Here is a 22,274-nt window from a genome sequence, read left to right as displayed (position 1 = left end):
TACCGATTGACGCTCGCCATCGCGGCGTCTCAACGCAGAAAACTTTCCACCAACTTGACCCAGTAACTCGCCCCGATCGGCAGGCAGGCATCATTGAAGTCATAGCCGGGGTTGTGCAGCAGGCAACCGCTGTCACCCTCACCGTTGCCGATCACCAGATAGCTGCCGGGGCATTGCTCGAGGATGAAGGCAAAGTCTTCACTGGCGGTGAAGGGGCGCAGGTCGTTGATCAACCGCTCGTCTCCCAGCCAATCCCGTGCGATTTCCCGGGCAATTGCGGTTGATTCCGGATCGTTGATCAACACCGGATGACAATGCTGATAATCGATCTGTGCCTGGGCGCCAAAACTGGCGGCCTGGGCGTTGACCAATTCGTTGATCCTGACTTCGAGCAAACGGCGAACCTCGGGCGTCAGGGCGCGCACGCTCAGGCTCATGTCGGCGCTGGACGGGATGACATTCGAAGCGCTACCGGCGTGAATCGACCCCACGGTAATGATCGCCATGTCCTGCGGGCTGACATTGCGCGAGACGATGCTTTGCAGGGCGATCACGATCGAAGCGCAGACCACCACCGGGTCGACAGCCTTTTGCGGCACCGCGCCGTGCCCGCCCTTGCCAATGATCCTGATGTTCACTGTGTCGGCAGAGGCCATGAACGGCCCGCTATAGAAACCCAGATGCCCGACGGGATACCCGGGTACGTTATGCATCGCGAAAATCGCATCACAGGGAAAGCGTTCGAGCAGCCCCTCCTCCAGCATTTTCCGGGCACCACCCAAGCCTTCTTCCGCCGGTTGGAAAATCAGCTGAAGCGTACCGTTGAAGGCCCGGGTTTGCGCCAGATACCGGGCGGCTGTCAGCAGGATGGCCGTGTGACCGTCGTGGCCGCAGGCGTGCATGACGCCATCAATTTGGCTGGCATAGGGCAACCCGGTGGCTTCCTGAATCGGCAACGCATCCATATCGGCACGCAGTCCGATGGACCGACCCTCACCATTTTTCAGGGTAGCGACCACCCCGGTCTTGCCCACGCCGGTGCTGACCTCATAACCCCAGCGCACCAGGCACTCGGCGACTTGCCGGCTGGTGGCGTACTCTTCAAAGCCCAGCTCGGGGTGCGCGTGAATACGGTGACGTAACGCGATCATTTCATCTTGTATCGCTGCAATACCTGGCAGCACGTGGCCGGCATCCATTGTTGTTCTCCTTCGATTGGGACGCGACGCCTGTGAAAGCGCTGTCGGGATCGATCTTAGGGACGGAACCATGGGCTGGGGAGCCCCAGTTTGGTTATGATGACAACCATTGGTTGTCTGAAGGGTAAGCAGATGAAACTGCATCAATTACAAGCACTGATTGCCAGCGCCGAAACAGGCAGTATCCGCGCCGCCGCGCGTTCGCTGGAGATTTCCCAGGCGGCCGTGACCAAGGCGCTACGGGAGCTGGAAACTGCTCAGCAATTACCGCTGTTTACCCGTACCCCCACCGGCCTGAATTTCACTGAATATGGAAAAGTTCTGCTGACCCATGCGCGACTGGTGATCAAGCAGCTTGAACACGCGCAGACCGAACTCGATCACATGCGTGGCAAGGCTCAGGGCAGACTGTGCGTCGGCATCACGCCGTGGATCGCCCTGACATTTCTGCCCGAAGTGATCTTGGTCTTTCGCGAGCGAATGCCACAAATACGATTGGAATTGTATGAAAGCCTGATGGCCGTGGCCCAACCACTGCTGCGTGATGGCAGCATGGATTTTGCGATTGGACAGTTTCACCCAGCGCAATCCACCCAGGAATTTGCTTGCGAAACCCTATTGGAATACCAGGCATCAGTACTGGTTCGTGAAGGACACCCACGACAAAACGCGCGTTCGATCCATGAACTGCTGGAGCAGAACTGGACCTTGAACTACGCACCGGATGGGCACGATGGATTGATGCAAGAGCTATTTTGGAAACATGGCGCGCACATCGACGAGAACCGAATTGTGCGGGCTCATTCATTGGCTATTTTGCAGATGATGGTCGAACGGGCCGACATGTGCACCTGGGGACCATCCATCGTAAGTATCGCCCCGCCTTTTCTTGGCCGCCTGGTTTCCCTGAATCTGAACGAGCAGTTCGAACCTCGGCAGTTGAGCATCGTGACACGTCGCAATGTTGCACTGAGCAACGCGGCGCTTTGCTTCACCGACTGCCTGTTGCAAGTCATTCGACGCCACGCTCGATCAGCGAAAAAAGAAGACCGCGCACTGTTTGAAACCTTGAGGCTATTGCGATGAGAAAACGCAACAGAGGCCAGTCAGATGCTCGGCAGGCTGGCCACTCAAGGCCTGCGCGGACATTCCGCCAATATCATCGCCAAGGATTTAGCCAGCAAAGTCGGCGCCCTTGATCTCACACTTTGTTACCGCATGCCCCAGCCGGGTGTAAAAACCTGCTTCGGTAACAGCCTCACAGCCTGCCCCCCTCTGCTCTCACCGGCCTGCCAAGCCCATCGCAGAGCGCTCTACGCGCTTTCTCAATCGCCCGATCCGCGAATTGGCCGGGTGATTGCATATGCTTGTCTGTACAAGTATCTGCGTGTGCATAAGACACTTCACGTTCAGTACACGCGCTCTTGCGGCACAAGCGCTTTCGATGGTCCTTAGGAATAAAAAATAATGAAAAAAGCATTTCTCACCATTTCTGCATTGGCTTTGTGTGTGGCTGCCGGTTCTGCGCTGGCCAAGGAGTACAAGGAGTTGCGTTTTGGCGTCGACCCCTCTTATGCGCCGTTCGAATCCAAGGCCGCCGATGGCAGTCTGGTGGGCTTCGACATCGATCTGGGCAACGCGATCTGCGCTGAACTGAAGGTCAAGTGCAAGTGGGTCGAAAGCGACTTCGACGGCATGATCCCAGGCCTCAAGGCCAACAAGTTCGACGGCGTGATCTCTTCCATGACCGTCACGCCAGCGCGTGAGAAAGCCATCGACTTCTCGAGCGAACTGTTCTCTGGCCCGACCGCGCTGGTATTCAAGAAAGGTGCGGCCATCGGCAGCGATCCGGCCTCCCTCATGGGCAAGAAAGTCGGGTACGAGCAAGGCACCATCCAGGAAGCCTACGCCAAGGCCGTACTGGACAAGGCCGGGGTAGAAACCCAGGCCTACGCCAACCAGGACCAAGTGTACGCTGACCTGATCTCCGGACGTCTTGATGCCTCGATCCAGGACATGCTGCAAGCCGAACTGGGTTTCCTGAAGTCGCCACAAGGCGTCGACTTCCAAGTCAGCGCGCCGGTCGAAAACCCGCTGCTGCCGGCCAAAACCGCCGTGGGTCTGACCAAAGGCAACGCCGAACTCCAGGCCTTGCTGAACAAAGGTATCAAGGCGCTGCACGACAATGGCACCTATGCGGCCGTCCAACAGAAGCACTTTGGCGATCTGAATCTGTACAGCGGCAAGTAATGACCCTGCGCCCATCTCCGGATGGGCACTTTTTTGATTGATGTAGGGCTGCACAATGCTAGAAAACCTATTGCAGATTCTCGGGTTGTCGGGCTTCAGTCTCAAGGGCTTCGGCCCGCTGTTGCTGCAAGGCTCCTGGATGACTGTCAAATTATCCTTTCTGTGCTTGCTGGTGAGCGTTGGCCTGGGCCTGATCGGCGCCAGCGCCAAGCTGTCGAAATCGGCGCTGCTGCGCGTCCCTGCGCAGGCCTACACCACGCTGATCCGCGGGGTGCCGGACCTGGTGCTGATGCTGTTGATTTTCTACAGCCTGCAAACCTGGCTGACCTCGTTGACCGATTTCATGGAATGGGAATACATCGAGATCAACCCGTTCAGCGCCGGGGTCATTACCCTGGGCTTCATCTACGGGGCGTATTTCACCGAAACTTTCCGCGGCGCCATCCTCGCCGTACCGCGAGGGCAGATGGAAGCGGCTACCGCCTACGGCCTGACCCGTGCTCAGCGCTTTCGCTTCGTGGTGTTCCCGCAAATGATGCGCTTTGCCCTGCCGGGCATCGGAAATAACTGGATGGTGATCCTCAAGGCCACCGCGCTGGTGTCGATCATTGGCCTGGCCGACCTGGTCAAGGTGGCTCAGGACGCGGGCAAGAGTTCCTATCAGTTGTTCTTCTTCCTGATGCTGGCTGCCTTGATCTATCTGGTGATAACCACCGTTTCGAACTACGTCTTGCGCCGGATGGAAATCTTCTACGCCGCAGGCTCCCGGGAGGCTGTGCGATGATCGAACTTCTACAGGAATACTGGAGACCTTTCCTGTTCCAGGACGGCAATCACATCACCGGGCTGGCCATGACCCTGTGGCTGCTCAGCGCCTCGATCCTCGTCGGTTTCGTGATGTCGGTCCCGCTGTCGATTGCCCGGGTCTCGACCAATGTCTGGGTGCGCTGGCCGGTGCAGTTCTACACCTATCTGTTTCGGGGTACGCCACTCTATATTCAGCTGCTGATTTGTTACACCGGCATCTACAGCCTCGCCGCAGTCCGCGCCCAGCCAGTGCTGGATGCGTTCTTTCGTGATGCGATGAACTGCACCATCCTCGCCTTTGCCCTGAACACCTGCGCCTACACCACGGAGATCTTCGCCGGGGCCATTCGCAGCATGAACCACGGCGAAGTCGAGGCCGCCAAGGCTTACGGCCTGACCGGCTGGAAGCTGTACGCCTACGTGATCATGCCGTCGGCCCTGCGTCGTTCGCTGCCTTACTACAGCAACGAAGTGATTCTGATGTTGCACTCGACCACCGTGGCCTTCACCGCGACCATCCCGGACATCCTGAAAGTCGCGCGGGACGCCAACTCGGCGACATTCCTGACTTTCCAGTCGTTCGGCATTGCCGCGCTGATCTACCTGGCCGTCACTTTTTCGCTGGTCGGCCTGTTCCGCCTGGCAGAGCGCCGTTGGTTGTCTTTCCTCGGCCCGGCTCACTAATTCAGGATGCTTGCACATGTACAAACTGACCGTTGAAAACCTGCACAAAAGCTACGGCAACCACGAAGTCCTCAAGGGCGTTTCGCTCAAGGCCAAGACTGGCGATGTCATCAGCCTGATCGGTGCCAGTGGCTCGGGCAAGAGCACCTTTCTGCGCTGCATCAACTTCCTGGAGACACCCAACGACGGCGCCATGAGCCTGGACAACCAGCCGATTCAGATGGTCCATGACCGCCACGGCATGCGCGTGGCCGACGCCAATGAACTGCAACGCATCCGTACTCGCCTGGCGATGGTGTTCCAGCACTTCAACCTGTGGAGCCACATGACCGTGCTCGACAACATCACCATGGCCCCGCGCCGGGTGCTGGGCGTCAGCAAGAAAGATGCAGAGGAACGCGCCCGCCGTTATCTGGACAAGGTGGGTCTGCCGTCGCGGGTGGCTGATCAATATCCGGCATTCCTCTCGGGTGGCCAGCAACAGCGGGTCGCCATTGCCCGTGCCCTGACCATGGAACCGGAGATCATGCTGTTCGACGAGCCGACTTCGGCCCTGGACCCGGAACTGGTGGGCGAAGTGCTCAAGGTGATCCAGGGCCTGGCCGAAGAAGGCCGCACCATGATCATGGTGACCCACGAAATGAGCTTCGCGCGCAAAGTGTCGAACCAGGTGCTGTTCCTGCACCAAGGGCGGGTCGAAGAGCAAGGGGCGCCCGAGGACGTATTGGGCAACCCCAAAAGCGAGCGCCTGCAGCAGTTCCTCAGCGGCAACCTGAAGTAACCAAGTGTCTTCGAGCGACCACACGGTCGCTCGAAGACGCTGACTCACCCGGAGATCGCCCACACTCCACCCCTTCAGGATCAAACCCGGTCAAGCCGGCTTACCTGGGCGACAGCCCGAGGCCAGGCAGATGACTTATCGGGTATCGCTCGATACCCTTACCTCCCCGTCGCCTGACGGTTTCCAGGTCAAATCCCAATTCACCCAGACGAGCATGTCATGAAATCCCCCGCAGGTTTGCTGCTGTCGGCTATCGAGCTGGACCGTGCCAGTGCCATCCCCCTGTACCGCCAACTGTATCTGCAGATTCGCAAACAGATACTCAATGGCAGAATCCAGGGGGGCGTGCGCCTGCCGTCGACCCGGACCTTGAGCAACGAGTTGGGGTTATCGCGAATCACCATTCTCAATGCTTTCGATCAGCTGATTGCCGAAGGCTTCCTGGCTTCGCGCACTGGCGCTGGTACCTATGTCGGCACTGAGTGGGAAAGCCGGGGTATCGAGGACGGGCAACAGCGCCAGCCACCGCGCCTGTCCGATCTGAGCCAGTCGATGCTGTCGCTGCGCAGCGATCATTTTCGCGGGGTGTCCTATGCCGACTGGGACCCCGCGACCCCGACCTCCTTCCTGCCCAGCCACAGCACCTATGACGCATTCCCGCAGGCAATCTGGCGACGCCTGATGAACCGTCATCTGCTCCAGCCGACCAAGGCCATTCTGGGGTATGGCGAGTTGCAAGGCTTGCAGGCGCTTCGCACAGCGATTGCCGAATACGTCTTCGATGCTCGTGGCATCGACTGCAGTGCCGGGCAAGTGGTGATCGTTTCCGGCGCGCAGCAAGCGTTCAACCTGTTGGGCATGCTGCTGCTCAATCCGCAGGACAGCGTCTGGATGGAGGATCCGGGGCACATCGCCGCGCGCATTGCGTTGCAGGCCCAGGGGGCTCAGGTGGTTCCGTTGCGTATCGATGAACAGGGGATCGATGTCCAGCAAGGCCTGACCGAGTGCCCCGATGCCCGCCTGGTGTTTTGCACGCCTTCGCGCCAGCATCCTTTGGGCGTCACCCTGAGTTATGCGCGGCGCCAGGCACTCATCGACTGGGCGGCGCAGCATCAGAGCTGGATCATCGAGGACGATTGCGACAGTGAGTTTCGCTACAGTGGCCGCCTCCTCCCGGCGTTGTATGCCATGGACCAGATGGCCCGGGTGATCTACGTCGGCACGTTCAGCAAAGTGCTCTTTCCGTCACTGCGACTGGGTTACGTGATTCTGCCGCAAGCCCTGGTCGAACCCTTCTGCACCCTGCGCGCGGTCATGGATCGCAGTCCGCCCACACTGCTGCAGGCGACCACGGCGGACTTCATGGGCGAAGGCCACTTCCTGGGGCACATCCGCCGCATGCGGGCGCTGTACAAGACGCGTCAGCAGGCATTGATCGAACAGCTGGAAAAGCAGATTGGCAGCTTCTTCACGATCACCCCGACAGATGCTGGCATGCACCTGATCGCCTGGCTGCCCCCCGAACTCAGTGACACTGACATCGCCCGGCAACTGGCCCAGCACAACATCCACACCTATGCCCTGAGCGACTACCGCATCAAGCATGCCCTGCCGCCGGCCCTGTTGATCGGCTTTGCCGGCACGCCTGAAAACCAGGCCCTGGAGCGTGTCGAGGCGCTGGCGCGGGCCTTGCGCACATTGGGTTATCTGCCGCCGACCACTTGATGCGAGGCAAGTGGTCTTATCAATTAACTGATAATGGATCTATCGAGAGTTCCTGACTGGCGCGATAAAGGCTGCACCGGCAGACCCGGTGTCTGAACCAGGAACGACTCTGATGAACAATAAGATCCAGGAACGATTCAACGCCTTGCTGAGCCATAAGGTGGTCGAACACGGGGACGTTCCCGTGTTGACGGACGCATTGGCCCAGCGGTTGCTTGAGCGCCTCGGGCAATTGCGCCTGTTTGCCCACGCCTACCCGCTACTGACCAACCTCACCCATGGTCGTGTCACCCCTGCCGACCTGCTGGACTTCGCTTACCGGCATGAGCTGCAAGGCCTGAGCCTGCACTTGCTCGACGGCGAGGAGAACAGCCTGAGCCAAATGTCACCCGCGCAACTGCAGGCCTTTGCCGCCAAGGCCAAAGCGCTGGGGCTGGATGTGCACCTGGAAATCAGCAGCACGCTGAAAAAGGATGTCGATCAGGTAATCGCCATCGCCAGGGTACTGGGGGTGCGCAATATCCGTGTTTACTCACGCTATGAGGGCAGCCTGTCGCGGGTCATGGACATTATCGAAACCGACCTGCACTACCTCGCGCAACAGGCCGACGAGCACGATCTGTACTTTGACTTCGAACAGCATGAAGAACTCAAGAGCGGCGAGATCGCGCAACTGCTCAACCGCCTCAACCACCCTCGCCTGCATGCCCTGTTCGACTTCGGCAACATGATCAATGCCTGCGAAAAGCCCCTGCAAGCCCTGCGCAACCTGGCGCCGCACATTCGCCAGACTCACCTCAAGGGTGTGCGCATCGTCCCCGAGCAAAACGGCTTCGGTCATTACGGCGTTTTGCAAGGCAGCGACGAGGACGATCTGCCCAGCGCGCGCATGCTGTTCGAGCTGTTGATGCTCGGCGAAGCAACCCCACAGGTGATCGCGTTCATTCTCGAGCAGGAAAACCACTACGTGGCCCCGGCCTTCCGCCAGAGTCTCGAGGCGGCCGATCCCTTCATTGCCTACCGGGAGATGAGCGAAACGCCGCTTCCGAACGGCTACTCGCTTGAGCGAATGCTGGCCGATGAACACCGTTGGGCGAACAACCAGGTGGCCTATGTCCGTAGCCTGCTGGCCGAATTGCGCACGCTGGCCGAACTGACCCTGGCCACCCCTTCCAACGCCTGAAACTGACGACCCGATTACGCCCGGAGAACAACAATGACAATTCAAAACAAGGCCAAATGGCTCAGATTCCTGATCCTCATCCTCGGTGGTGGCACCATCTACAAGCTGGCGAACCTCAAGGACGCCTTCTATGTACCCATGCAGGAATTCATGGGCTTGAGCCACACTGAAATCGGCATGCTGCTGAGTGCCAACGCGATTATCGCCACCGCACTGTTTGTGCTTGGCGGCCTGCTCGCCGACCGCTACGACACGCGCAAGCTGATCCCCCTCGGCCTGATCGGGACCGGTGGCCTGGGTTTGTACCTGGCGACCTTTCCGCCCTTCAGCAATCTGCTGATCGTGTTCAGTCTGTTGGCGGTCTGTGCCGACTGCCTGTTCTGGCCATCGCTGCTCAAAGCCATCCGTAATCTGGGTGACGATCAGGAGCAAGGCCGGTTGTTCGGCCTGCTCGAAGGCGGGCGTGGCGTGGTTGATACCCTGGTGGCCTTTTCCGCCCTCGGCGTGTTCGTCGCCATGGGTTCGGGCGAAGCCGGGCTGAAGTCGGCGATCCTGTTTTACTCGGTCATCGACATTCTGGCCGGCACCCTGACCTGGTTCCTGCTCAAGGGTGGTAGCGCACAGTCGGTGGCCAAGCCGAAAAATGGTCTGGCGAACCTGATGGAGGCGATCAAGGTACCGGGAATCTGGCTGGTCAGTCTCAACGTGTTCATGGTCTACATCGTCTACTGCGGCCTGACCTATTTCATTCCCTACCTCAAGGAAATGTACGGGTTGCCCGTGGCTTTGGTGGGTGCCTACGGCATCATCAACCAATATTTTCTGAAGATCCTCGGCGGGCCTGCCGGTGGTTTCATCGCCGACAAGCAATTCAAGAGCACCAGCCGTTACCTGAAGTGGGCATTCCTCGCACTGTTGCCGCTGATGGGCGTGATCATGCTGATTCCGAAAAGCCCGGGCTTCATCTATGCGGGCATGGCCGCCACCCTGTCCTTTGCCCTGATCGTGTTCTCCATGCGCGGTGTGTTCTGGGCGCCCATGGGTGAAGTCGGCATTCCCCAGCACATCACCGGCTCGGCCTTCGGCATCGGTTGCCTGATCGGCTACGCACCCGGCATGTTTGCCTACGTCATCTATGGCGCGATCCTCGACCATTTCCCCGGTCAACAGGGTTACAACTATGTCTTCACCCTGATGAGTGTGCTGGCCATTGCGGGTTTCATGGTGTCCAGCCTGCTCTATCAAGCAGTGCGCAAAAAATCCACCGCCACTGGCGGGATGAGCGCGGCGCAAGCCTGATCATCGCCATGGACTCCAGGAGGAGCGATCGTCTATCACGCCGATCCCTCCTCATGCCCAAAACCCGAAGTAAACGAATGCCATGCCAACAGCCATACCCCACGCGGTCAACGCCATTGCCATTGAATTGTGCGAAGGCCGTGATTCGCTCGGTCGCTGCGGGCCCGACTTCGAAAACGCTGCGTGGTCATAACGGCAATACACGATTGCCCGGTAGGTGTGTTGGAGGCCGAGCACCAGAAACAGTGTGATCAGGCCAAGGACAAGTCTATGAATAGCAGCCGGTGTAACCAATGATGCAAGGTGATCCTGATCGCAGGCAGCGCTGTCGACTTGCACAACGGTAATTCGATGATCATTCGTCGAAGACCGCTGTTGGCCAGTTTGGATTGCTGCCTGTTGTTCCAGATCCAACACCTGATATTTCCAGAGCGTTGACGATCCTTTTCGGCAGAAGGTAAACGCAACAGGACTTGAGACGGCGATAATACAAGCGTCGTTGATGTCCAGTTTTTTCAGCGTTTCTGTGGCTGATCTGGTGAAGTCCAGGTCGAAGACCGGTGCAACCCCGGTAGCAAAAGTCGCGAGCGAAACCAATAGGCTGCTCAAGACGTAGATGGCTGGAATTTTCAAGGCCGGGTTTCCTTTTTCTATCGTTTCTTTCTTCGGAGCTCGGATGTGCCCCCTGCTCCGGCTACTACCACCATGATGACCATGGCTATCGCTGCAACAACCTGGGCGACTCAGCCCTCCCTGAATTCCCACACGAACGCATTTACGAGGCGAATGAGTAGAGGGAGAAAGGGAGGGCATCCATTGCCCTCCCTTCCGCTTTCCACGCTCCCTGCGACAGTACTGACCAGGACCTCAAGTGGCCAGAATGAAGTCCGTCTGATCAACAGTCGCACTGCTGACACCCACAAGGCGGATGGAGTCCGCTCCGATCCCGATCACCGTGTCCGCCCCGTCTGCCGTTATGGTCAGGCTGGGAGCGAACGTGGCGCTGGTGATCCCCAGCCCCGTGAGATTGAGCAAGTCCTGCTCTGCGGCCAAATTGGCTCCGAAGTTCAAGATCGTGTCGTTGCCGAAACCCGCGGCAGCAAACACGAACGTATCGTTGCCGGCGACGCCGCCACTCATCACGTCGTTACCGCCACCGCCGGTGAGAACGTCGTTACCCGCACCACCCACGATATTATTGCCGAGTGCGTTGCCGGTGCCCGCGAAGTTGCCACTGCCGCCGAAAAACAGATTTTCGACGTTGGCACCCAGGGTGTAGCTTGCGAGCGAGGTCCAGACCGTGTCGTTGCCGGCACCGGCGTTTTCGCCTACCACGTCCCCAAGGTCGGTGACTTCGTAGATATCGTTGCCAGCACCGCCGGCCATCGTGTCGGCACCCGCGCCACCGATGAGGACGTCGTTACCCGCACCGCCCACGAGCGTGTTGGCCAGCTCGTTGCCGGAGCCGACAAAGTTGCCGCTGCCGCCGAAAAACATATTCTCGACGTTGGCACCCAGGCTGTAGCTCGCGAGCGAGGTCCAGACCGTGTCGCTGCCGGCACCGGCGAGCTCGATCACCACGTCCCCAAGGTCGGTGGCTTCGTAGATATCGCTGCCGTCACCGCCGGCCATCGTGTCGGCACCTCCACCGCCGATGATGACGTCGTTACCCGCACCGCCCGCGATATTATTGCCGAGCACGTTACCGGTGCCCGCGAAGTTGCCGCTGCCGCCGAAAAACAGATTCTCGACGTTGGCACCCAGGGTGTAGCTTGCGAGTGAGGTCCAGACCGTGTCGTTGCCGGCACCGGCGAGCTCGATCACCACGTCCCCAGCGTCGGTGACTTCGTAGATATCGCTGCCGCCGCCGCCGGCCATCGCGTCGGCACCTCCGGCACCGATGAGGACGTCATTACCCGCACCGCCCACGATATTATTGCCGAGCACGTTACCGGTGCCCGCGAAGTTGCCGCTGCCGCCGAAATACAGGTTCTCGACGTTGGCACTCAGGGTGTAGCTCGCGAGCGAGGTCCAGACCTCGTCGCTGCCGGCACCGGCGAGCTCGGTCACCACGTCCCCAACGTCGGTGACTTCGTAGATGTCGTTGCCGGCACCGCCGGCCATCGTGTCGGCACCGCTGCCGCCGATGAGAACGTCATTGCCTGCGTCACCATTGAGGAGGTCGTTGCCGCCCAAGCCGTTCAGGATGTCGTTGCCAGCACCTCCGCTGGCAATGTCGTCGCCTGCCGTGCCGGTCCAAATGTCGACGCCGGCAGTACCGACAAACACATCACCGGCGGCCACCGGGGCCGTAGCGTCGGACGCAATGCTTTCGGCCGCACCGAAGTCATCCACGTAACTGACCACCACGCGCACCTGATCGCCGACCTGAGCCAGGCCAAGCGTGAACGTGCTGGCGGTGGCTCCGACGATGTCGACGAAGGTAACCCCGTTGGTTTCCTGCCACTGGAAGGTGAACTGCGGATTGCTGAGGCCATCGACGTCGATGATGGTCGACGTGTCGGCGGTCAACACCTGGTCCGGAAACGCAACCCCGAGGATGGTCGGCCCTGCAGTCGGGGCGTTGTTCCCCGACGAGTCGACGATCTCCAGCGTACCCTTGGCATCCTGATACACCGCCCGAACGCGGAGGTTCAGACCGGCGACATCGTCCGCTACCAGATAGGTGGCGCCGGTCGCCCGCGACACCTCGCCAGCGGCGAAAAAGGTGATGTCTTCAAAGACACCCGAGCCCGCAACGTTTTCGACCTGCCAGTAGTAAGCCACGGGACCGGTAACCGCGCCGGTCGGATTGGCCGCACTCACGTTGTCCACGTCGCGGACCGACTGGTCGCTGACGCGCAGCAGTTGGCCGGCGACAGATGCATCGGTACGTGCACCGGTGGCAGCATCGAGGATTGCCAGACGCCCCACAGGACCGCTGTTCAAGGCGGTGCCAACCCCGGACGCCTGCGCCTGGTCTGCGAACTGCAGACGCTCGATGCCCGTCAGGCGATCGACGCCATCACGGCCCGCCACCAGATCGGTCACGATGACGGCGTTGCCATCGACAGCGACGCTGTACTCCGACGCATTACCGGAGAACACCGCGGTGTCGAAGCTGTCAGTACCGGTCAGAATCTCCCGCACGATGACCAGCTGACCCGGATTGTAAGTACCGTTGAGCATCGCCTGAACCATCGGCGCCATGCTGTCGAACGTGGCGATTTCCGCGCCAGTGCCATCAGCGTTCGCCCGTACGCTGATGCGTACGTTCAGCCACTTGTCACCGTCGATAATGTCGTCACCACCGCGGCCTTCGATGAGGTCGCTGCCGCTGCCACCAAGGATGATGTTGCCACCGTCGAAGAACGTCGCTCCGACAGGCAGCAGACCCGCCAGGCCATCGATCAGGCTGATGTTGGTCAGCACACTGCCGGTTGCACCCGCGGTGGGTAGCGATGTCGCATCTTCGTTATCACCGCGCAGGAAGTCACCGTGGGACGAACCCGACAGACCTTCCATGATGTCGAAACGCACCAGCGCCGAAGCCCCCGAACCCGGCTGCACTGGCACATCGAAGAAGCGGTCGCTGTAATCGACGGTCACACCCTGGGCGAGATCCTTGAAGGTCGCCCAGTCATAGCCCGAGCCGCCGATATAGCGGTCACCCATGCCGAGACTGCCGACCATGATGTCGTCGCCGCCTTCAGCGTTGAACTTATCGTTCTCGTTGCCGCCGATGAATACATCGTTGCCGATTACCGGGTCGTTGCCGAGCGGGTCGAAGTTGTCGCCAGGCGCACCGTCCGAGGTGCCCTTTTCGATCCAGTCGTCGCCTTCGTTACCCATGTCCTGTTCGTTGGCTTTGCTGCCCAGGATGAAGTCATTACCCTGGCCACCAATGGCCTCGGAGGCGTCCTCACCGGTCACGATGAAGTCGTTGCCGAACCCGCCAATGATCAGGTTGATGCCGTTGCCTCCGTGCAGCACGTCGTTGCCGTCGCCACCCTGGATGTTATCGTCGCCGCCGGTGTCGGTGATGATGTCGTCGCCGGCACCACCACGCAGCTGGTCGTTGCCGTTACCGCCGTCAATGCGATCGTTGCCGCCATCACCCCAGACCGTGTCATCGCCATCGCCCGAGAGGAGGATGTCTGCGTTGTCGGTGCCACCCAGTACGATGTGCTCTTCACCTGTGTACTTGATGTAGTTGGTATCCAGCCCCACGGTCAGCGGGTTGTCGCGGAATACCACCTGCTCGCCAGTCGGGCCAAGCGGATCGGCCGCGAGCAGGCCCTCGTTGAATTGCTTGCCCGGGTCCACTTCCAGATAGAACGCCATGTCCGAGAACACCAGGCCCGGCAAGTGCGTGGCCGAGGTGTTGGCCATGATCAGCTTGGCGAACGAGTTGCTTTCAAGTTCGGCATTCATCGACAGGCCAGAGGTACGCTCCAGGTAGTAGAAGCGGTCGCCGTCCTGCAGTTTTTCCAGCTGGTTCTCGAACACGAAGTTGAAGGTCGAGCCGAGCATGCCGCCGAACGGGGTTTTCGCTTCGGCCAGGCCACCAATCCAGAGGTCGATGGCATCGACGCCAGTGACAGTTACACCCTTCAGGTCGTCGGCAGTGCCCAGCACACCATCCTTGCCGGCCAGCGTTACGTTGGCATAGGCACCGGTGCTGTTGAGGAAGTCCAGGCGGTCAGCCGGCGCACCCGCACCACCTAAGACCAGCGCCAGTGCTGCAGCGCGTTTGTCTACCAGTGTGGTCGCCGCGGTGATCGTGTCATGCGTGCCATAGGCCGCGATGAAGTTGATCAACGACTCCGGATGTTTGAGGTACTGCACCAGATCGACCCAACTGGTGTACGGCTTGAGTTGGGTATCACCGGTTTGGCTGTAGATGTCGCGGCGAATCGCGTTGAGTGAGGGAATCCCCACGTCGCGGCCACGGGCGATGTTGAGCGCCGGCAGGTCGAGCGGCAAGCCGAGCAGGTTACTGCGCAGCGCATCGGTGACGAACTCGTCGATTTCGTTACCGGCTTGCCGGGTCACCCCACGTATGATCGCACTGGTCGCATCCTCTGGCGACACGCCACTGGCGGCGTACGCCAACGGGTTGAGGAATGCCGCGATCAGGCCGGTCTGTTGATTGCCCAGGGCATTCGGATTGCCGTCGCCTACCACGTTGAAATCAATATCGAAGCGATCGACGGTCTCGGTCAGCATCGAGTGGCCAAACCGGTACACGGTATGGGCGAACTCGGCGACGATCGATGCATCAAGGTCGACGTCGTAGACCTGGGTCGGAGCGAAGAACAGGTCGACTCTAGGCTGGATGGTCCGCGCAAACTCCTCGAACACCAGGTGCTGATACTGCATTTCGGTGCCGAACTTGGCGGCCTGGAACAAGCGCTCGCCATTCCACAGCAGCGCATCGAACTCGGCCTGAGTGGTTGGCAATGCGGCCACCGGATTGAGCAGCCACTCGTTGAGGAAGGCCACGTCACCCGAATCGAGCACGGTGTCCTTGGTCTGCTGGACCAGGCGGTTGTGCTCGGAGTGGAAGATCGCATGCACCGCGGTCAGGCCGATGTTCTCGTTGACCCGGCCGTCGCCGGCGATGTAGTGAGCGTCGAGCAGTTCGTTGTCATAGGTCAGGTTGTTGCCGGCCCCGTCAACAGGCTGCGCATTGCCAACAGCGGTGTCGGCGTCCGCCTGCAGAACCCCGCCGACGATTACCGGCGTTGCATTGTGGGCGATGTCGACGAGGAACTGGTGACCGGTGCGCACAGCATTGGTCAGGTCAACGGGAGCAAGCGGATTGCCTTCGACAAGAACGTCATCAGCCGTGCCACCAAGACCGTCTACCCCCTTCATCACCACCATTGGGAAGCCGTTCGGCCCCTTGATGAAATTGCCATAGGCGTCAGTCGCCAATAGCGGGGCATTATCGACATCGGCATCGGTAAGGTTGATACCCAGAATGTCGCGGGCCTGTGCCTTGACCACTTTCCAGGTCGCCATGCCACCGATTTCGACGTCGTCCGCGGTACCAAACTGGCCATCCACACCCAGATCACGGTTGGTGATCAGCCTGCCGGTCGCTACGGGGCCGCTGTCGGTCATCTGATACCCGCGCAGGAACACCTGGTGCGACGGGTGCGAGCTGTAGGTCTGGTTCTGGTCCACGAACGGCGTGGTGGTGTTGGTTTGCTCATGGATATCGTCGGCCGTACCGAGAACGCCATCCGGCCCTGGCAGGTTGGTCGCGCGGGTCAGCACCATGAAGTTCGTCGGGCTACCCGGTACGAACAACGGATCATCCGGTTGTAACGGGATGAATACGGTGCCCGAACCACCTTTGGTGACCAGGTCCAGGCCATGATCGAAGAACTGCCCGAAGAAGGTCATCCAGGCGTTGAACGGCGCAGACAACCCCGCGTCCGCCGTGGTGTTCTCGAAAAAGTACACATCGTGATCATCGGCAGTACCGAACTGACCATCCAGGCCGGGGCTGGCGACTATCTGTACGCCATCCTTGAGTACGTCGTCATTACCCACCGCGCCGAAGTCGAGCACACCGTTCAAGCCCGGGTCGAAAGCCGTGGCATAGGCCGCCGGGTTGTTCGCCGTCTGATCGACGATCAGGTTACTGATGGTGCGTGGCTGCGAGTCAATCACAAGGCCGCTGGTCTGCGTATACGACGTTCCCCCTTCCGCCGGATTGAAGACCGGATCGGTCAAGCGCGGGAAGACGTTATCGGCAGCACCAAACTCGGTGTGGTTGTTGCCATTGAGGTTCATCAGGTTGTTGTTTGACCCATCGACCGCACGCAGGCCCAACGGCGCGCGGATATTCGGGATCAGCGAGAGGATGTCCTGACCGGCCGCATCAGCCTCGGCAATCTTGATCTGATCAAGAATGAAGTTGAGGTCGGAGCGGACCATGTGAAGACCCGCGCCACCCGCGGTGGCATCGACCACAGGTACCAGCGGCGTTGGCGTGACCGGTGCACCGGCGACTACGGTAGCCGTCGGCGTGGAGAACAGGATCTCCGTGGTGCCGTGACCGTCCTGATAGATCGCCTTGACCCGCAACGACAACCCGGCGAGGTCAGGTGAGACCTTGAACGCGGTGCCATCGGCGCTTTGGAACGCCAGGTCGCCAGCCGGCAACAGGATAATGTCTTCGAATACGCCAGTGCCTGGATTAGCCTCGAACTGCCAGACATAGGACACCGAGGAGTTGGTGATGAACCCTTGCGGATTACCCGGTGCGACGTTGTTGCCATCACGCACCCCGGCCACGCTGACCGTCAGCGTGTCGCCCACCGTTATCGCCCCGCCGTTTCCATCAGAAACGGTAGGTCTGCCAACCGGTTGTGCATTCTGCCCTGGCACCAGCACTTGCTGGCCATCCGCGAACTGCAGGCGTTCGATATGCAGCAGCGTATCGGTGCCATCGCGACCCGCTACGCTATCGGCCACTGTCCACACATCGTCCGCCACACTGGCCGTGCCGCGGTTGTCAACGGTAACCGTATATTCGGACTCAATGCCGGAGAAAATGGCGGTGTCGAAGGCCGCCCCGCCAGTCGAGGTGCCGGGCATGATTTCCCGCACGGCCTTGAGCTGACCAGGGTTATAGGTGCGGTCCAGCATGAACGGAATCATATCGACCATGCTGTCGAAGCTGGCGATCTCGGGACCGGTGTGGTTGACGTCGCCGGGGGCATAAACGGCAATCCTGACGTTGATCCATTTGTCGCCATCGATCAGATCATCGCCACCACGGCCCTCGATCAGGTCGCTGCCATTGCCGCCGAGGATGATGTTGCCCGTGGCAAAGCCGGTGGTCGGCAATCCGGCATCGGCCAGGAACTGGTCCAGGCCGCGGATCAACGCCACATTGGTCAGCGCACTGCCCGTGGTACCGCCGTGGTTGATGATAGTGACAGCATCAACATCGTCGCCTTTGAGCACATCGCCGAAACTCGAGCCGGACAAGCCTTCGACCTCGGCAAAACGGTCAAGAATCGAGGCGGGCGAGGCGCCAACCGGATTGAACACGCCGGCATTCTGGTTTGGTGCATTGCCGTGCGGCTGCGCCAGTGCGGCCAGGCTCAGGTCAACGGTCACGCCAACCTTGTCATTCTTGTAGGTGATCCAGTCGAAGCCGGACATGCCGTCCATCTTGTCCTGGGCATCGCTGCCGACGAAGATGTCGTCGCCACCCTCGCCGATCATTTCGTCGAAACCGCCACCACCGACAAAGATGTCGTTGCCGATCACATCGTCATTGAGCAACGGCGAGAAGTTATCGCCTGGCGCACCGTCCTGGGTGCCCTTCTCGATCCAGTCATCGCCTTCGTTGCCGGTAGGTGGCAGGTTGGTCTTGGCACCGAGGATGAAGTCGTCACCCTGGCCGCCAAAGGTGGTGCTGATGTCTTCGGTGGTGATGATGAAGTCCTGGCCGTCGCCACCCAGGATCAGGTTGCCAGCAGCAAGCATGCTGCCAACCACGATCACATCGTTACCGGCATTACCTTCCAGACGGTTGTCACCGAACGAGTCGGAGATGATGTCATCACCCGCGCCGCCCAGTACCGCATCGTTCCCTGCACCGCCTTCGAGGCGGTCGTTGCCGGCGTCGCCGTAAAGGGTGTCATCGCCGTCACCGGAGATGATGATGTCATTGCCGGCGGTGCCGCCCATGACGATATGGTCTTCACCGGTGTACTGCAGATAATTGGTGTCCGGCCCCACGGTGTCGGGATTGTCGCGAATCACCAGCGGCACGACTTCCACGCCGTTGATCATGATGCCGCCCGTCGGATCGGCGCGGCTATCCACGCCAAGTCCCGTGAACTGATTGGCCTGATTCACCTCGAGGGTGAATGTCGGCGTCAGGAACACCGTGTTCGCCAGGTGGGTGACATCGGTGTTGAGCATGATCAGCTTGGCAAAGGAGTTGTTCTCCAACTCGGTGCCGAAGTTCAGGCCCGCGGTACGCGACAGGTAGTAGAAGCGGTCGCCGTTCTGCAACGCCTCCATCTGGGTTTCAAACACAAAGTTGAAGGTCGAGCCGAGCATGCCGCCGAACGGCATCTTCTGTTCGGCGAGGCCACCGACCCAGAAGTCGATGTCGTCGACGCCCGTGACCGTCACACCTGTCAAGTCATCTGCAGTACCCAGTACCCCATCTTTACCGGCCGTCGTTACGTTGGCATAGGCACCGGTGCTGTTGAGGAAGTCCAGGCGGTCAGCTGGCGAACCCGCACCACCTAATACCAGCGCCAGGGCTGCAGCACGCTTGTCTGCCAGTGTGGTCGCCGACGTGATCGAGCTATGCGTGCCAAAGGCCGCGATGAAGTTGACCAGCGACTCGGGGTGCTTGAGGCTGTCCGCCAGGTCAGCCCAGCTGATGTACGGCTTGAGTTGGCTGTCGCCGGTCGATGCGTAGAACTCACGGCGCGCCTCATTCAAGGTGGGGATGCCGGTGTCGCGACCACGCGCCAGGTTCAGGGCCGGCAAATCGAGCGGCAGACCGAGCAGATTATTGCGCAACGCTTCGGTGACGAACTCATCGATCTCGTTGCCGACCTGGCGGGTAACACCGCGAACGATTGCCCCTGCCGCTTGGTCCGCCGTCACCCCGCTGCCGGCAAACGCCAGCGGATTGAGGAAGGCCGCGATCAGCCCCAGTTGCGAGTCCGGGTTGGCCGGGTTAGTGAGGAGCGGATTGAACGCGGGATCGAAGCGATCGACGGTCTCGGTCAACATCGAGTGACCGAAGCGGTACACCACGTGGGCGAACTCGGCGAGGATTGCCGGGTTGATCGAGGTGTCATACCCATTAGGCGCAAGGAATTCGTCGACCTGCGGCTGAATGGTCCGCGCGAACTCTTCGAACACCAGATGTTGGTACTGCATTTCGGTGCCGAACTTGGCAGCCTGGAACAGGCGTTCGCCGTCCCACACCAACGCCGCGATCCCGGCGGGGGTAGTCGGTATAGCGGCCACGTCGTCAACCAGCCACTCATTGAGGAAGACCAGGTCGCCGGAGGCCAGGATGGTGTCCTTGGACTGTTGAACCAGGCGGTTGTGCTCGGAATGGAACACATGGTGCACGGTGGTCAGGCCGATGTTCTCGTTGACCCGGCCGTCGCCGGCAATGTAGTGGGCGTCGAGCAGTTCGTTGTCATAGGTCAGGTTGTTGCCGCCTGGGCCAACAGGCTGCGCATTGCCAACAGCGATGTCGGCATCCGCCTGCAGAACCCCACCGACGATGACCGGTGCGGCATTGTGAGCGATGTCGTCGAGGAAGCCATGCCCGGTACTCACGGCGTTGGTCAGGCTGATCGGAGCAGCCCGGTTACCTTCGACCAGTTGAGTGACGTCATCAGCCGTCCCGGCAATGCCGTCAGCTCCGTTACTGATACGAATCACCACCTGCGGCATGCCGTTCGGCCCGCGGATGAAGTTGCCGTACGCATCGGTTGCCAGCAACGGCACGTTGTGTACATCGGCGTCAGTCAGGTCGATGCCGAGAATGTCACGGGCCTGGGCCTTGACCACTTTCCAGGTCGCCATGCCGCCATTTTCGCCGTTGCCATCATCGGCAGTGCCAAACCGGCCATCGGCGCCGAGATCGCGGTTGGTAATCAAGCGTCCCGTTGCAACAGGATCGCCTGCCGCGTTGAGGACGTACTCGCGCAGGAATACCTGATGCGAAGGGTGCGAGCTGTAGGTCTGACTCTGGTCGACGAACGGCGAGGTGGTGTTGGGCTGGCCATCATCGGCAGTACCAATTACTCCGTCCGCGCCGGCGGTACGCACCGCACGTGACAGCACCATGAAGTTGGTCGGGCTGCCCGGTACGAACAACGGATCGTCCGGCTGCAGTGGAATAAACACGACGTCGGTAGCGCTCTTGGTGACCAGGTCGAGACCGTGGTCGAAGAACTGGCCGAAGAAGGTCATCCACGAGTTGAAACTGGCGGTCAGGCCGACATCCGGCGACACGTTGGGCATGAAGAACACGTCCTTGTCATCGGCCGTGCCGAACACGCCATCCAGCCCGGGGCTGGTGACAATCTGTACGCCATCCTTGAGTACGTCGTCATTACCCGCACCGACTACGCCGAAGTTGAGCACACCGTCCAGGCCCGGATTGAAAGCTGCGGCATAGGCCGCCGGATTGTTGGCGGTCTGGTCGACGATCAGGTTACTGATAATCCGTGGTTGCGGGTCGACCACCGTCCCTGTCCCGGCGTATGCCGGCGATAGAAAGGAAGGATCAAGCAGGCGCGGGAAGGCATTGTCCGCAGCGCCAAACTCGCTCTGGCCGGTGACCAGGTTGTTGAAGCTGCCATCGACGGTACGCAGGCCGAACGGCACCTGAGCGTTGGGAAGCAAATCAATGAGGCTGCTGCCGTTGGCATTCGCTTCTGCAATAAAGATTTGCTTCAGGATGAACTCCAGGTCCGACTTGTTGAAATTGGCCATTTTGGATTGCCCTCGATCTATTTGGGTAAAGGCACGGGACGAGAAAATCCTCCCGCGCCAAGTCAAGTGCTGGCTTGCGCAGTTTGTTGGTTATGTTTTTTAGCGAGAGCTCTGGCGTTACCCGGGACCCGGGATGCGCGCCTGGAATTCGTGAAATGAATTACTCGCCGGGCGCTCGGGCAGAGCGAATCCGAGCCCTGGGCGGGTCATGGAATCTGGAAGTGAAGGCGAACGTCCTGGTCAGCCCCTTCCCTCTGTAAAAGCACGAAATGGTCGACATAACTCTGCTCCTCTCAGGAGATTCACCGGGCCTTGCGTTGCCAAAACGATGGCAGGCATCAGACGGTAGGCCCCCCCGATAACTAAGACTAAAGTTCCATAGCAAAGCTTTGTCAATTTTACGTCATTAAAACTGACGACCGGTGTTAGGTCGCACAACTAGCTGTTTTTAAACGACATATAGAAAGTTGAGTGCGGGTATAGAGCGAAATGTTATGTCTAACTGCCGGAGTGCAATTAACAAAGGAATAACGTCGCCGCGCGTAACTACCTAAGTACCTTTCATGTCCTTCATCCAGAAGAAGGTTGTGTCCTTCCAGCCTTGGGTGGAGAGATTGCGCGCGCCGAACCGGAGGTACAGGTGGCCGTCGAAAAAGGCCTGAAGCAAATACAGAAAGCCTGGGCCGATCGTCTCGGTAGCCCTGATGCGGCATGGGCCGTCATCGCTCAATGTGTGGGAGCGCCAGTCCTGTCCCGAGCAGTCGAGAAAGAACGAACTCGCAAGGAAATCGTTGCCTCGACCCGCAAAGCGCGAGAGCAGTTCGCAACGCCATGA

Annotated in this window: 11 protein-coding genes; 8 read left to right on the top strand and 3 right to left on the bottom strand. The window is 59.9% G+C overall.

Features of this window, described 5'->3' with window-relative positions:
• Positions 1 to 29: 29 nt before the first annotated feature.
• On the bottom strand, positions 30 to 1,199 hold the full coding sequence (locus tag AC07XF_RS00135; protein ID WP_495024888.1) for a M20 aminoacylase family protein: 1,170 nt from the start codon (positions 1,197 to 1,199) through the stop codon (positions 30 to 32).
• Positions 1,200 to 1,331: 132 nt separating this feature from the next.
• Here AC07XF_RS00135 and AC07XF_RS00130 point away from each other — a divergent pair, with 132 nt between their 5' ends.
• The 8 genes from AC07XF_RS00130 (at position 1,332) to AC07XF_RS00095 (ending at position 9,928) form a co-directional block, all read left to right on the top strand.
• Positions 1,332 to 2,285, top strand: a complete 954-nt coding sequence (locus AC07XF_RS00130; protein WP_495024887.1) for a LysR substrate-binding domain-containing protein — start codon at positions 1,332 to 1,334, stop codon at positions 2,283 to 2,285.
• A 381-nt stretch (positions 2,286 to 2,666) separates the two neighbouring features.
• Positions 2,667 to 3,449: a transporter substrate-binding domain-containing protein gene (locus AC07XF_RS00125; protein ID WP_495024886.1), complete on the top strand. Its 783-nt coding sequence runs from the start codon at positions 2,667 to 2,669 to the stop codon at positions 3,447 to 3,449.
• A gap of 55 nt (positions 3,450 to 3,504) precedes the next feature.
• Positions 3,505 to 4,233, top strand: coding sequence for an ABC transporter permease (locus AC07XF_RS00120; protein ID WP_495024885.1), 729 nt, complete (start codon positions 3,505 to 3,507; stop codon positions 4,231 to 4,233).
• Positions 4,230 to 4,940, top strand: a complete 711-nt coding sequence (locus AC07XF_RS00115; RefSeq protein WP_495024884.1) for an ABC transporter permease — start codon at positions 4,230 to 4,232, stop codon at positions 4,938 to 4,940. The genes AC07XF_RS00120 and AC07XF_RS00115 overlap by 4 nt, the downstream gene beginning before the upstream one ends.
• A 16-nt stretch (positions 4,941 to 4,956) precedes the next feature.
• Entirely contained in the window at positions 4,957 to 5,721 is a 765-nt protein-coding gene (locus AC07XF_RS00110) for an ABC transporter ATP-binding protein (RefSeq protein WP_429486408.1), read from the top strand.
• A 219-nt stretch (positions 5,722 to 5,940) separates the two neighbouring features.
• Positions 5,941 to 7,446 (top strand): MocR-like pyridoxine biosynthesis transcription factor PdxR, encoded by a 1,506-nt coding sequence (gene pdxR / locus AC07XF_RS00105; RefSeq protein WP_495024883.1) that lies wholly within the window; start codon positions 5,941 to 5,943, stop codon positions 7,444 to 7,446.
• A gap of 112 nt (positions 7,447 to 7,558) precedes the next feature.
• Complete coding sequence (locus tag AC07XF_RS00100; RefSeq protein WP_495024882.1) at positions 7,559 to 8,629, top strand: sugar phosphate isomerase/epimerase family protein; 1,071 nt, start codon at positions 7,559 to 7,561, stop codon at positions 8,627 to 8,629.
• A 33-nt stretch (positions 8,630 to 8,662) separates the two neighbouring features.
• Positions 8,663 to 9,928: an MFS transporter gene (locus tag AC07XF_RS00095; RefSeq protein WP_495024881.1), complete on the top strand. Its 1,266-nt coding sequence runs from the start codon at positions 8,663 to 8,665 to the stop codon at positions 9,926 to 9,928.
• Positions 9,929 to 9,979: 51 nt separating this feature from the next.
• On the opposite strand, the gene AC07XF_RS00090 is transcribed toward AC07XF_RS00095, so the two are convergent.
• Both AC07XF_RS00090 and AC07XF_RS00085 read right to left on the bottom strand, forming a co-directional pair.
• On the bottom strand, positions 9,980 to 10,561 hold the full coding sequence (locus tag AC07XF_RS00090; RefSeq protein ID WP_495024880.1) for a hypothetical protein: 582 nt from the start codon (positions 10,559 to 10,561) through the stop codon (positions 9,980 to 9,982).
• A 234-nt stretch (positions 10,562 to 10,795) separates the two neighbouring features.
• Positions 10,796 to 21,439 (bottom strand): peroxidase family protein, encoded by a 10,644-nt coding sequence (locus AC07XF_RS00085; RefSeq protein ID WP_495024879.1) that lies wholly within the window; start codon positions 21,437 to 21,439, stop codon positions 10,796 to 10,798.
• Positions 21,440 to 22,274: the final 835 nt, after the last annotated feature.

Source organism: Pseudomonas sp. GW821-FHT01C01, assembly GCF_059422645.1.
Note: the sequence above shows the minus strand (reverse complement) of the source record. Positions and strands in the feature narration are given on the sequence as shown.